At 32.0% G+C, this 14,331-nt stretch carries 12 protein-coding genes; 7 read left to right on the forward strand and 5 right to left on the reverse strand.

Annotated features, from left to right (window positions below; translation table 11 throughout):
• The first annotated feature begins 18 nt into the window (after positions 1–18).
• From ABW636_RS03620 to asnS, 3 genes are all read left to right on the forward strand, one after another.
• Positions 19–2,466, forward strand: a complete 2,448-nt coding sequence (locus tag ABW636_RS03620) for a DUF5686 family protein (protein WP_367588587.1) — start codon at positions 19–21, stop codon at positions 2,464–2,466.
• 91 nt (positions 2,467–2,557) lie between these two features.
• The gene (locus tag ABW636_RS03625; protein ID WP_367588588.1) at positions 2,558–4,966 is read left to right on the forward strand and encodes an efflux RND transporter permease subunit; all 2,409 of its coding nucleotides are present in this window, start codon (positions 2,558–2,560) and stop codon (positions 4,964–4,966) included.
• An 848-nt stretch (positions 4,967–5,814) separates the two neighbouring features.
• Positions 5,815–7,257, forward strand: a complete 1,443-nt coding sequence (gene asnS, locus ABW636_RS03630; protein ID WP_367588589.1) for an asparagine--tRNA ligase — start codon at positions 5,815–5,817, stop codon at positions 7,255–7,257.
• A gap of 109 nt (positions 7,258–7,366) precedes the next feature.
• Here asnS and ABW636_RS03635 read toward each other — a convergent pair whose 3' ends face one another.
• The 5 genes from ABW636_RS03635 to ABW636_RS03655 form a co-directional block, all read right to left on the reverse strand.
• Positions 7,367–7,996: a hypothetical protein gene (locus ABW636_RS03635; RefSeq protein WP_367588590.1), complete on the reverse strand. Its 630-nt coding sequence runs from the start codon at positions 7,994–7,996 to the stop codon at positions 7,367–7,369.
• Positions 7,997–8,862: 866 nt separating this feature from the next.
• Positions 8,863–9,444, reverse strand: coding sequence for a hypothetical protein (locus tag ABW636_RS03640; protein WP_367588591.1), 582 nt, complete (start codon positions 9,442–9,444; stop codon positions 8,863–8,865).
• The gene (locus ABW636_RS03645) at positions 9,441–9,908 is read right to left on the reverse strand and encodes an ankyrin repeat domain-containing protein (protein WP_367588592.1); all 468 of its coding nucleotides are present in this window, start codon (positions 9,906–9,908) and stop codon (positions 9,441–9,443) included. The genes ABW636_RS03640 and ABW636_RS03645 overlap by 4 nt, the downstream gene beginning before the upstream one ends.
• 570 nt (positions 9,909–10,478) lie before the next feature.
• Entirely contained in the window at positions 10,479–10,667 is a 189-nt protein-coding gene (locus ABW636_RS03650) for a hypothetical protein (protein WP_367588593.1), read from the reverse strand.
• Between the two features lie 220 nt (positions 10,668–10,887).
• Positions 10,888–11,649 (reverse strand): helix-turn-helix domain-containing protein, encoded by a 762-nt coding sequence (locus ABW636_RS03655; protein WP_367588594.1) that lies wholly within the window; start codon positions 11,647–11,649, stop codon positions 10,888–10,890.
• A gap of 317 nt (positions 11,650–11,966) precedes the next feature.
• Between ABW636_RS03655 and ABW636_RS03660 the strand changes: the two genes are divergently transcribed.
• The 4 genes from ABW636_RS03660 (at position 11,967) to ABW636_RS03675 (ending at position 14,324) form a co-directional block, all read left to right on the forward strand.
• The gene (locus tag ABW636_RS03660) at positions 11,967–12,362 is read left to right on the forward strand and encodes a type III secretion system chaperone family protein (RefSeq protein ID WP_367588595.1); all 396 of its coding nucleotides are present in this window, start codon (positions 11,967–11,969) and stop codon (positions 12,360–12,362) included.
• A 4-nt stretch (positions 12,363–12,366) separates the two neighbouring features.
• The gene (locus ABW636_RS03665; RefSeq protein WP_367588596.1) at positions 12,367–13,080 is read left to right on the forward strand and encodes a PspA/IM30 family protein; all 714 of its coding nucleotides are present in this window, start codon (positions 12,367–12,369) and stop codon (positions 13,078–13,080) included.
• A gap of 47 nt (positions 13,081–13,127) precedes the next feature.
• Complete coding sequence (locus ABW636_RS03670; RefSeq protein WP_367588597.1) at positions 13,128–13,442, forward strand: YbjQ family protein; 315 nt, start codon at positions 13,128–13,130, stop codon at positions 13,440–13,442.
• 216 nt (positions 13,443–13,658) lie between these two features.
• Positions 13,659–14,324, forward strand: a complete 666-nt coding sequence (locus ABW636_RS03675) for a hypothetical protein (protein WP_367588658.1) — start codon at positions 13,659–13,661, stop codon at positions 14,322–14,324.
• Positions 14,325–14,331: the final 7 nt, after the last annotated feature.

The raw sequence follows: 14,331 nt of genomic DNA on the forward strand, positions 1-14,331 counted from the left end.
TTGAATTCGATACCCATAATGCATAAAATTCTTTTTTGTTTACTATTTTTTGCAAACACCCTCCTATTCTCTCAAGTTCATATTAATGGAGTTGTTAAAGATGCAAAATCAGGCAAGCCTATACCTTTTGCAACTATAAAAACAAATAATTCATCCTATGCCTTAAGCTCTGTAGAAGGCAAGTTTGTAATCCATTGCCCTTCTAACCCCTCTGATCTATCCCTAACAATAGCACATTTAAAATACCACTCGAAAGTTGTAAAGGTTACCTCAGTCAATATAGAAAAGATTGAAATTACCCTAGAGGCGAAAGAAGGAATATCTGATGATGCAAAAATAGATATTACAGATAATAATGCGATTAGAGTTATTAAAGAAGCACTTGTTAGAAAAAAGAAAAATAACCCTCAAAAAGCTTTAAAAGGATATAGTTACAAAAGCTACAACAAACTAAAAATTACAGCAGACAACCAGACATTACTAAAAACACCAGATACTACCAACGTAGATATTGAGCACCTATTTAATCAAACACACTCCTTTCTATCAGAGAAAATTAGTCATCATCAATTCAAAAAAAATATTGGAGAAAAAGAAACGGTACTTGCTACCAGAATGACTGGTTTCAAAGAACCTATACACACCTTACTAGGTATCAAAATACAATCAAATTCTTTATACAATGAAGAGTATACTATTTTTAACAATACTTACATTGGACCATTATCAAAAAATGCACAAAAAAACTACTATTATAAGATTCTAGATACGATTCAAACAAAAAACCCCGCCTATGTACTTTGGTTTCAACCTAAGAAATCAAAAAATTATGCGAACCTAGAAGGAGTTTTATTTATTGACAAAGAGACATTTGCCATTCAAAAAGCGATTATAGAATTAAAAGGAGAACTTGATGTTATGGCAATACATGATTTCAATCATTTCCCTAAAGAAAACATCTGGTTCCCTACGCATCAAGAAATTACCATTCGCCAAGGAAGTCGAAGACACAAAGTAAGCCTTTTTGGTGGGCAAATTTCTGTAGGTCGATTAGGAAATAGCTCAAAAGACAAATCAAAAGATCCTAATTTTCTTAATTCTTCTACAGATTTAATCGATATCGAATTAAATTCAAAACAAGATATTAAACGAGATCAAGCTTTTATCCAAATAGACCCTAAAGCTAATAATAGAGACGAATCCTATTGGAAAACCTATAGAACAAGTGCTATTACACAAAAAGATATTAATTCTTTTCCTGCTGTTGATAGTATTGTAAAAGCACAAAACATTGGTCGTAGGATTGATGTGATTCAAAATTTCAACAAAGGCTATTATCCGATAGGTTTTTTCAACTTTGATCTCACCTACCCTATCAAGTACAACAATTATGAAGGCTTTAGGTTAGGTTTAGGAGGAGTTACTAACACAAAGTTTTCTAAAAGGTTTAGAATAGAAGGATATGGTGTGTATGGTTTTAATGATGCCAAATACAAATATGGGCTTGGCGGTGGAGTTTTATTAAACAAAAGTAGAGGCTCATGGCTTAATGTTAATTACACAGATGATATTAAAGAAGTGGGAAGCTTTCTATATTTAACAGATAGAAGAGTATACTCCTTATTCGAGCCTCGTTTGGTGAATATTGATTTTTATTATAAGCACAAAACCTGGCGTACAAGTCTTCAACATCAAATATTTCCTAAGTTACTATCAGAGACTCAACTTTCGGTAAGCACCATAAATCAAACAAATAGTTATAGATACTTAAACAACGGAAATTCTTTTTCTGAATATAAGATTGCAGAAGCCACAGTTGCACTTAGATGGAGTCCATTTAGTAAATTTCTAAAAACACCTAATCAATACAAAGAAATCCACGAAGGGTATCCAAAAATTACCGCCCAATATACACAAAGTATAAAAGGAGTTTATAAAAGTAATTTTGTATATAGCAAAATAGGTATTAAAGCAGAGTATGCTATTAACCGAATTAATCAGTCTAAAACCAGTTTTTTGTTCGAAGGAGATATAGCCTCAGGTGACATCCCATTATCTCATCTATTTCATGCATACCCGAATGCTCCTACTAGAGAAGTAATTCTTCAAAGGTTTTCTGTTGCAGGTAGAAGAACCTTTGAAACCATGTATTTTGGAGAGTTTTTTAGTAATAAACTAGCCACTTTACAAATTAAGCATCGAATAAAACCTGTTAAGATCACTAGTTGGTTTGCTCCCGAACTTGTTTTTATAAGTCGTTATGCAATTGGTGACATTAATAATCAGGACAAACACCAGGGAGTAAAGTTTTCATCTCTACGTCACGGTTATCAAGAATCTGGTCTAGAATTAAATAAGTTGTTTGCAGGTTTTGGATTAAGTTTTGCCTACCGATATGGCGCATATCACTTACCCAAGTTTGATGATAACATTTCTTTCAAATTCACTTTCTATCTAAAACTTTAAACATTTATAAATAAATCGTTTTCTTTCCTAAAAATTCGCAAATAATAACTATTCAAATCATTACATTTGCAACTGGAAAGGAAAATAAAGAATGGTTAAATTATTCAGTTTCGGGTTTTGGAACGCATTGGCTGGAATCATATTACGTAATAGAGCGATTATATTTCTGGCAATTATAGGAATCACAGTATTTTTAGGATTTCAGTGGAAAAACATGAGGTTTTCTTTTTCTGAAGCAAATCTTCTTCCCGATGACCATGAGGTCAATATAAAATATCAAAAGTTTCTTGATCAGTTTGGAGAAGAAGGAAATTTAATTGTGATGGCCATTAAAGATAGTTCCCTTTTTACGCCAACAAAATTAAAAGCCTGGAATGATTTTAATACTTCATTTAAAAAACATGAAGAAATTGATTTGGTCATTTCTGTGGCCGATCTTAAAACTTTAGAAAAAAAGGAGAACCCCGCCCGATTTGAGTTAACCCCGTTTATTAAAGATTCTATTTATTCTGAAACCCAGGTTAAGCAATATAAAGATCAACTTTTTAATAAGCTCCCTTTTTATGAAGGACTGGTATACAGCAAAAAATCTCAAACCGTACAAAGTGCATTATATCTAAAAAAGGATATCGTAAACACTTCCCTTAGAAAAATATTTATTGAGAAAAAATTACTTCCGGCTGTTGAAGCCTTTGAAGAAACATATAATGTAGACATCAAAGTATCTGGTATGCCCTATATCAGGACTTTGAATTCTCAGAACATTATGGATGAAATTCAAATATTCATTATAGCAGCATTATTGGTTACCTCACTAATTTTCTTTTTCTTTTTTAGATCCTTTAGAGCCACCTTTATATCTATGACTGCGGTTATTATTGGTGTTATGTGGGCTTTTGGTATTTTGGGACTTTTAGAATATGAAATCACTGTTCTTACGGCCATTATACCACCATTGGTAATTGTCATAGGAATTCCTAATTGCATTTTCCTAATTAACAAATACCAACAAGAGATAAAGAAACACGGTAATAAGGCAAAATCATTACAACGCGTGATTACCAAAGTCGGTAACGCCACCTTAATGACCAATGTTACCACCGCTTCTGGTTTTGCAACCTTTGCCTTAACAGAAAGCAAATTACTTAAAGAATTTGGTATTGTAGCTTCGATCAATATAATTGCCTTATTTATACTTTGTTTGTTGGTCATAACAATCATCTATAGCTACATGCCACAACCCAAAGAAAGACATTTAAAACATTTGGGAAAAAGATGGATAGAACGACTAGTTGATTGGATGGAAAATATGGTTAAAACCAGAAGAGTAACCATCTATTTTTCATCTGTGATTATTCTTATAGTAAGTATTATTGGTATATATACGATAAAAGTTTCTGGTAGCCTATTAGAAGATATGCCTAAATCTGCCGGGTTTTACAAAGACATTATCTTTTTTGAAAACGAGTTTGACGGTATAATGCCTCTAGAAATACTTATTGACACCAAGAAAAAACAAGGTGTTTTAAAATTGTCTACATTAAAACGTATGGAAAAGCTCGAAGAGCTTTTAGAAGAGACGCCTCAACTATCCAAACCCATCTCTATAGTAAGTTTGGTTAAGTATTCTAAGCAGGCTTTTTATAACGGAAATCCGAAATATTATCAGATTCCTACCAGTCAGGAAAAAAACTTTATTTTACCATATACCAAAAGTTTTGAGTCCAAAGCAGGAGTTATGAAAAGCTATATTGATTCTACAGGTCAATATGCAAGAATAACCACCTTTATGAAAGATGTAGGAACTGATGAAATGGATCGTCTTGAAGCTACGTTAGCTCCAAAATTAGAGAAATTGTTCCCAAAAGATCGATACGATGTATCATTTACAGGTAAAGCCCTTATATTTCAAAAAGGTACAAAATACCTTATCTGGAACCTCACCTTCTCCCTTGGGTTAGCAGTTATTTTAATAGCTCTTTTTATGGCGTGGATGTTTAGATCCTGGAAAATGATTGCAATTTCATTAATCCCCAACCTGTTACCATTGCTTATGACAGCCGGTTTGATGGGGTATCTTGGAGTTCCTATAAAACCATCTACCATATTAGTATTTAGCATTGCTTTTGGTATTTCTGTCGATGACACCATACATTTTTTAGCCAAATACAGACAAGAACTTAAATCCAATCACTGGAGAATTAGAAAATCGGTTTTTGCTGCGTTAAAAGAAACAGGAGTAAGTATGTTTTATACTTCTACCGTTTTGTTTTTTGGATTCTCGGTATTTATGATTTCTAGTTTTGGAGGAACTAAAGCACTTGGTGGATTGGTCTCTACGACATTGCTATTTGCTATGCTGGCTAACCTTTTATTACTTCCATCTTTATTATTATCATTAGAACGAAGTATCGCCAATAAAAAAACGTTAAAAGAGCCTACTTTAAAAATCATCCCAAATGATGATGAATTAGAAGATACACAGGAGGAACAAAAATAAAACTATGAACTGGTTTAAACTTTTTTGATTCATGCGAAAAACATTTCAATTGAGTGAAAAAGAGCATTTTTATAGCGAATTGAAAAAAGTTTAAACCAGTTCTATAAGTAATCATCTATCTTTTCTATAAGTAGCATACAAGCCTATTCTTTGCTTTACTTATATATGCCTACCCCTACGAAACAAACTCTCGGGGCACCCAGCAGAAAAAGCTTTTAAACTTCTGGGCAAGCCTTGAAAAATTGAACTACCAAGTAATCAAAAAAACCAAAGCCCCACCAGAATCTGGCAGGGCCTTTGTAAGATAGATTACCCCAAAACCTATCGAACTAAACTTAACGTAAACACAATCGTCATAATTGCATATGCAAGATACAGCCCGTTTTAATATTATGAAATACCAAAACGGGGGGAAAAGTCCCCTTTTCTTAAAAAAACACGCAATTTTAACATTATTTAACCATATCACACTACCACAAAAACAACACAAAATACTATAAATCAATGTTTTGCGAAATATTATGAACGCATAACTTTTTTTGAAAAAATCAGCAAATAACAACGTTTAGGCTTCAAAACACATCAAATTACGGTTTTTGCGTAAAATTGAGACTTAGGAAAACGTCAGATATCATCTTTTTAAAACTATCAGTAGGTTATATTAATCCGTTATACTTATAATATTTCTTATAAGATTCCTTTTTGAATTCAATAGACTATGCTTCAATCAGATTAAAAAATTATCTTTGCTACTTCAAAAAATTTACATGGTCTTAGACAGGCACAATTATATCTGTTATACTTACATGTAAATCGAAGGAAAATACTATTTAGAAAATAAACTTACAATGCAACATACTAAGGTAATAGAAGTACTACAAAGTGATAAACTATTACAACCTGTAATGATCAAAGGTTGGGTTCGTTCTTTTAGAAATGATCGCTTTATTGCTATAAATGACGGATCAACAATTAATAATATACAATGTGTTATTGAGGATAACACTATTGATTCTAATATTCAAAACCGAATAAATGTTGGCGCCGCAATTACAGTAAATGGAACTTTGATTGAAAGCCAAGGTAAAGGACAACGTGTAGAGATTCAAGTATCATCTATAGAGATTGAAGGAGAGGCAGACCCTGAAGAATTAAAATTGACTATCCTTTCTCCCAAAAGACATTCCCTTGAAAAACTAAGAGAGCAAGCACATCTTAGAGTGCGAACCAATACTTTTGGAGCTATCATGAGAGTTCGCTCAAAATTATCTTTTGCCATTCATGAATATTTTCAGAAAAACAACTTTTATTATGTTCATACTCCTGTTATTACAAAAAGTGATGCAGAGGGTGCAGGAGAGGCCTTTAAAGTAACCAATTTAGATCTCAATAACATTCCTAAAGATGAAAATGGAAATGTAGATCACAAACAAGATTTTTTTGGCGGAGAAACCAACTTAACCGTTTCTGGTCAATTAGAAGCCGAAACATATGCGATGGGCTTAGGGCAAGTCTATACTTTTGGACCTACTTTTAGGGCAGAAAACTCAAATACATCTCGACACCTTGCAGAATTTTGGATGGTAGAGCCAGAGGTTGCATTTTGTGATCTTGACGGTAATATGGATCTTGCCGAGGATTTTATCAAATACGTTATCACCTATATACTTGAAAACTGCAAAGATGATCTTGAGTTTTTAGAAAATCGTCTAATACAAGAAGATAAGCAAAAACCACAGGCAGAACGAGCAGAAATGTTACTTCGTGATAAGCTAAAGTTTGTTTTAGAAAACAATTTTAAGAGAGTAAGTTACACAGAAGCGATCGAGATTCTAAAGAATTCTAAGCCAAATAAAAAGAAAAAATTCAAATTTCCTATCGATGGATGGGGTGCAGATTTACAAAGTGAGCACGAACGTTTTCTTGTAGAAAAACATTTTAAATGCCCTGTTATTTTGTTTGATTATCCTGCAGATATTAAATCTTTTTATATGCGTCTAAATGATGATGGTAAAACGGTTCGAGCAATGGATATCTTGTTTCCGGGAATTGGAGAAATCGTAGGAGGGTCTCAAAGAGAGGAACGCCTAGATGTATTAAAAGAAAAAATGGCCGCTCTAAATATCCCCGAAGAAGAATTATGGTGGTATCTGGACACACGTCGTTTTGGAACTTGCACTCATAGTGGTTTTGGACTTGGTTTTGAACGCCTTGTGCTTTTTGTTACCGGTATGGGTAATATTAGAGATGTAATTCCTTACCCTAGAACACCACTTAACGCAGAATTTTAATTAGCGTACTATTTAGCAATTAGATAACAGCTATTTGAAACACCATCATCCATTTCAAATATGCTGTTATCTATCACCTATCCCAAATAGTAAATTGCGTTATAAAGAACTAACCGCGTTCATTGTTAAAATTGATGTTGTCTATTTGTTTCTTCATTTTTTCTTGTTGTGTATTGTTAAAAAATCTTCTTTCATCTTTATTAACTACTCCACAATTCATGATGTTTCCATCTTCATCATTATGAAACAGACCTAATGCATGACCAATCTCATGTGGACTGCTAGAAGTATATAAATGGTGATCTGTTATCAGCACTCTTTTATCTCTTCCTATTCCTGCGATTCCATAGATATTAGATCTTTTAATAATATAAATATTGAGTTTGTCTTTATCGTATGTTTTTTTTGATTGCATTAAAAAAGTACTAGGCTCTCCTCCTCTATTATCTCTTAGGTCATAAAGATCATCGTTTACGATACTACTGGATTTTTCTAGCTCTAACCCTATTCCTAATCTATGAAAATAGTAACCGTTTAAATAGTGTATATAATCAGCTTCATCAAGGCTGTAAGAAGATTGCTTAGATGACTTTTGAGACTCTATATAAAATATATTGACCTTTATTATTCTTTCTGGGTTTTCTACAAATATCTGCTCCATTTCAAGTGTATCATCTTCTTCTGGTTTTTCGCAGGATAAAAAAAAGAAAGTAAATATAAATAGTAGGATTGGTCTCATTAGAAAAAAATATTTTATTCAAGAAATTTTAAAAGTAAAGACGAGAACTCTGTCAAAGTAGACAACACGTCTTAGTAAAGCCCTTTTCTCTCAAGGATTCAATCAATCCTATAGAAAAATTTTAGCATCTGTATTGATCCCTTTCCTAAGAAAGCACTATCAATTCTTAATAATAAAGTAAGTTTTAATCGATGTAAGCCCGTTCAATAATTCGTTAGATTCTTGTGTGTAGAATCACAGCCCAACCTTATTTCAAGGTCAGATATAAAATCATTATTGTAATAAATCATGTTAGTAATGCATGGTCTCGATTGCATCATTTAATAATCAATGATTAGCATTCGATTGACCGTCATGTAGAAAATCTTAGGATCTTATCTATAGGTTATAGAAGAGAGATTAAGGTTCTAGCATGTTTCATCAATTTCAGTATATAAAAGTACTTCATGGGGGGTACTTAGAAGTATTAGTTTTAAGCTGAACAGTTTAATTTGGTTAAACTATCACGTTCTTAAAGTAATGTTAAACATTCTTCCGGGGATTTCTGAAGATTATTCCCATTTTGACGAATCTGCTATACCTTAATAATAGAAGTGACTAGCTATCAATTCATTATAAAGATACTAAGTGTTTTCAAAAAATAGATATGGTAAAACCACAATATTATTACGAAGCGCTCAAAACGCCTGTATTTTGACGTATAAAATATATGCTATGGCAAAAATTTAACGTTTTTACAACATAAAATCAGAGAAAAAAGCTACAAAAATTACAAAAACCAACAAAACAGCATTTAAAAGAATTAATGAGCATTTTGTCTAAAAACTTGATTTATAATTATACCAAAAAATGAAGAATAGAACCTATTAGTTGTAATGTTTCTTTAACAATATCTCAGAAATCAAATCCTTTATTACCGTGTTATCTATATCCAATATCTGAGATTTAAACTTTGCGCTTTTTACTTTTTCATAATGAGGAATTTTCCCCGTTTCAACCAGAAATGCCAAAACTTCTTCAAAAAAACTGTCCAAAACTGGCATTACAAACTTACTTGAGTCATGTTCCTTTTTTAGGTAGATAAACTTCTTAGCATACGCCAAAAACAATTGTGGATATTGCGAAAAAGTGATTAACGCTTCACAAAAGCTCTGATACACTTCTTTTCTTGTCAAATTATCCCTAAACTTTAATTTTAGTGGGTTCACATTCTTAATAGTATACAAAAGCACGCTTTCTCTAATAAATCTACTATAATTATTCTTGGAATAGTAATATACTTCCATACCAATATTCGTGTTTACCACTAACACTTCATTTCCTATGTTTTCTTTTAGAAAAGATTCAAAGATCATTACCTTAGAGCTAGACATAAGTAACCTTTTTTTTATCTCAATAGATCTAATGGTAACAGATTTAATACTTTCTATATAGTTGTCTGTATTCACGACACAAGTTTAATTAATTTTGGAATTTCTAATCCTCTATTTTTAGCATGCATTTCTGCAGTATATCCTTGTTTGTCTTTTACAAAGATATTTGCTCCGTTTTGAACTAATAATTCAATTATCTGTGTTTGACCATAGGTAGCTGCAAAAATTAATGACGTAGCATCATTTACATTTTTTTGATTTACATCAGCTCCATGATCTATAAGTAACTTTGCAATATCATAATCTCCTTTAAAACTCACTCCCATTAAGGCTGTGTTTCCAAAATTATCTTTTACATTAACATCCTGCGGATAACTAAGTATATATTCGGTAATATCGTACAGTCCGTAATACGTTGCCAATAACAATGGGGTTGATCCAAGAGCATCTTTAGCATTTATCAATTCTGGATTTGTTTTCAAAACAGCCTTTACCTCTTCTAATTTTCTGTTACGAATAGCGTTAAAAATATTTTCCATGGGTTAGATTTATATTAAGTGGTTAAATTCTAGTATTCGAAAGTCTCTAGTAAGGTTTCTGTCGAAGTTTCACCTAAATCTTTACTCATGTTCTTATTCTAAGATTACATTTTATCTTAAAATACAAAATCATACGATTTAAAAAAATATGTTTCTAGTTATAAGTAATTAACTTGAATAGAATCCTTTCCTTAAAGATACTCTATATTAAAAAGAAAATCTATAACTTAAATTGATTGTTACAATCAATAAATAACTAAAATCTATTTAACATAAATTTGCAATTGTAAAACCTTATATGGCATTGATTTTATAATTTAATACGATGCTCGAAAGAATTTTTTTTTAATAAACCAACGTAAACAATCAAAGAAATACTTTTTTAAATCGAAACAGACTTAAGGTTATTAGCTATATGATCTAGATAAATACTGAAGTAAGTTGCATACAATTTGTGATACGTTCGATTATTTGTAATCAATATACCACTATATTACATTTAAAATAATTATACCATAAAAAAGCGAAACTTGAGAAAGTTTCGCTTTAAATGCTTTGGAGTGGTAATCATTAATACCAAACACATCCCCATCTGGTGCAACGTCCTGCATCACAAAACACCCCTCTGGGGTCTCCTGTGTTAACACAGCATTGACTTCCTCTTTGAGTGCATCCACGTATAACAGCCGCTCCATTGATACCTGTTTGCTCATCTTTACTAAGAGTTTTAACTCCTTTTAGGTCTAAAATCGTTTTCATTCTATGTGTATTAAAGTTTGGTTTATTATGACCTAAGATAAAATAAGGCATGTAACTTACATTACAGTAGACGTTCATAAATACTATGCAGAAACCACAAAAACACAATTAACAACGAACAATCAAATAGTTATACGTATATTATATAAAAGTTAAATTATTAAAAGTAAGAAAGGCATATGACCTTTATCAATATCTATTTCCAAAAAAACCCATTTCCTCATTTGGTTAATCTATCCTTCATTTTTAGCAGTTCTTGTTCGATCATTAGTAATTTATCCTCTACATGATCTCCAAACTCTGGTATTCGTTTACAGAAAACATAACGCACTCTCCAAAGTTCTTTAATGTCTGATAAAGGATATTCTTCATCCTCTATATTTTTATGATCTGCTCTTAACACCGCATTTCCTTTGGTTACATAAAGCCGTCTAAAAATTATTTTATCCTCTACTATTGCAAAAACCAAAGTTCCGTTGTTTAATTTTTTTATCACTGTAGGAGGTACTTTTTCTCCTATAACAATATCTTTTGGGTAAAAACCTTTATCATGAGAGGTCATTTCTAAATTACTAACGGTATACCCTCTAAATTCTTTGGTGGGATTAATTGGCAATTGCAGTGTGGGCAATTCTTTGCTATATCCTTCTTTATTATATAAAGTCACATAATCATTTACCAAATTTTCTGTAACACAAGGTACAATGGCAAACTGTTCTTTTTTTAGGTCTTCTGCATAAGTGGTAAGATCTCCCTTAAACTTTAAAAGTTGATTTACGGTAAGTTCGCTGGTTAGCAAATGATCTATCGATATGCTAAAATAGTTAGCAATTTTAATTAATGTTTCTATTTTAGGTTCACTTCTACCCTCTTCATAAGCGCCTAAGGTCCCTCGTTTGAGGTCAAAAAGCTCTGCAAATGCTTGTTGACTTAACGATTTTACTCCTCGTATCTTTTTTATATTTTTTCCAAAAAATGACATTTTTGCTAATTTTATTTGCAATTATAAAAATTTATTGTACTTTTACACTAACAATATTAGCTAATACTTTTGAGAAATGCTAATTTTAGTAGAAATACTTTTTAACGCTTCCCCATTTTCTTAAGTTAAAAAAACATTTACTAAGATTTTTAGCAATTTATGAACCTTTAAATCATTATACCCATGGTTACAGTCATCATATCACTGGCAAATTTAGCTATTGAATTAGCTCAAAAATTGTGTTGCTTTTTGTAATATTGATCAAGTCATTTAAACCGAAATACATTACTAATTATCTATCTAATAAACCATCGCACATGCAAAACCACTTTCAACTTGTAAAAGACTACTTACTTCAGCTTAACTACAACGTTATTCACGAAAATAAAGGAGAGGGCATCATTATGATTAGCAAGGAAAATGAAGGGATCAAAAATATGATCCTTGGGGTAGCGCCTCCGATTTTAATCATGGAGCAACATATATTTAATATAAAAAACAAAAACGAGGTCATCTATAGAAACTTATTACAAAAGAATAGGGATATTGTACATGGTGCATTTGTCCTGGACGAATCTGGAGAAAAAGTAATCTTTCGTGACACACTTCAAATAGAACATCTGGATCTTAACGAACTAGAAGGGTCTTTAAACTCTCTGGGATTGTTGTTAAGTGAATATTCAGATCAAATTATAAATTTTTCAAAATATTAATACTATGAATTTTTTTAAAAGATTATTTAAGATTGGTAAAGCAGAAGCACATTCGGCAATAGACAAGATGGAAGATCCCATAAAAATGACCGAACAAGGAATTAGAGACATGAAAGCTGATCTCGAAAAAAGTTTAGAAGCATTAGCACAGGTAAAAGCTATGGCTATACGGTCTAAAAATGAAACCGAGGAATATATTTCTAAAGCAGAAGATTATCAGCAAAAAGCAATGTTGATTCTCAAAAAAGCGCAAAATGGAGATATGGATACGACAGAGGCAGATCGACTTGCCAAAGAAGCCCTTATTAAAAAGGAAGAATCACAACAGCATGTTTCTCGAAGCAAAGATGAAACCGAAAAGTTTGATAAATCTGTAGCGCAACTCGAAAAAAGCGTACAAGAAATCAAACAAAATATTAGTAAGTGGGAAAACGAGTTAAAAACGCTGAAAGCACGCGTTAAAGTTTCTACTGCTACCAAAAATGTAAATAAACAAATGGCAGAAATTGATAGCTCTAGCACAGTATCTATGTTAGAACGAATGAAGGACAAAGTCAATCAGGAAGAAGCACTTGCAGAAGCCTATGGAGACATTGCCAATACTTCAAAATCTATAGACGAAGAATTGGACAAAGCTATTAATACCACAGAAGCCAATGCAGAAGATGATCTTGCCAAATTAAAAGAACAATTAGGCATGAAAGACAAAGAAGAGTAAACCAAACCTTTAGATTAAGAACTATAGGTTTATAAAACCAATATGTTATGATAGTTTCAACAACAGATACCATACCGAACAAAGAAATTGAAGTAGTATTAGGAATCGCAAGAGGCAGCACCGTTAGAGCACGAAATATTGGGCGTGATGTCTTTGCTGGGCTTAAAAATATTGTAGGTGGTGAAATCGAAGAATATACCAAGCTACAAGCGCACTCTAGAGAGCAGGCAATGCAACGGATGATTAATGATGCAAAAAAAATAGGGGCAGATGGGGTCATAAATGTGCGACTCACGACATCAATGGTTATGCAGGGGGCTTCAGAAATATTAGCCTATGGTACTGCAGTAAAATTTAAATAACCAAAAATCATGAAAACATTCATAATTATACTGTTTTGGGTAGCTATTTTTGTCATCTTACTTTATCTGGCGATAAGACGAATAAGTATTATGAACAACGAAGATTTTGAAAAAAGGGATAACTAAAAGTCTAACATTACAATTTTAACACACTAACCATTGAAAGAACTCATAGACATAGCATTTTCAGAAGTAAACATTGTATTAACCTTACTTATGATCTTATTAATCATATATTGGTTATTCACGATGATCTCGGGAATAGATTTTGATCTTGATGTAGACATAGATATTGATGTTGATTCTGATATCGATGTAGATACCGACACCAATATCGAAGGTGGAAATTTAGACTTTGAAGATATCGCCAATACAGAAGTCAACAAAGAAGATATCATACAAAGAAGAAAGCCATTAAAATGGTGGCAAATATTATTGATCTACTTCAATTTTGTAGGATTACCCTTTATGTTTACGTTTACATGTTGGATTTTTATATGGTGGTTATGTACAACTATTGTTACTACCTTAACATCTACATATGATCATAGCATAGGGTTTCTAGTTTTTCTAGCGGCGATTATTCCGTCTTTGATACTAACAAAAATATTTACAACTCCTTTTAAAAGTTTCTTTAAAAACCTTAATAAAGATGGAGATGAACCCATTGATTTATTAGGAAGAAAAGGCACATTACAATCCACTATTTCTGGCGACAAAATGGGATCTGCAGAAGTTATCGCAGACTCAAACCCATTATCTATATACGTAAAATCGCTAAACGGAGAACAAATAAATTATCACGAGCAAATACTGATTATAAAACAATCAGAAGACAAAAATTATTATTTAGTACAATCATACAACGAACAAATTAACTAAGACAACC

The sequence above is a fragment of the Aquimarina discodermiae genome (assembly GCF_040786235.1).
Classification (GTDB): Bacteria; Bacteroidota; Bacteroidia; order Flavobacteriales; family Flavobacteriaceae; genus Aquimarina.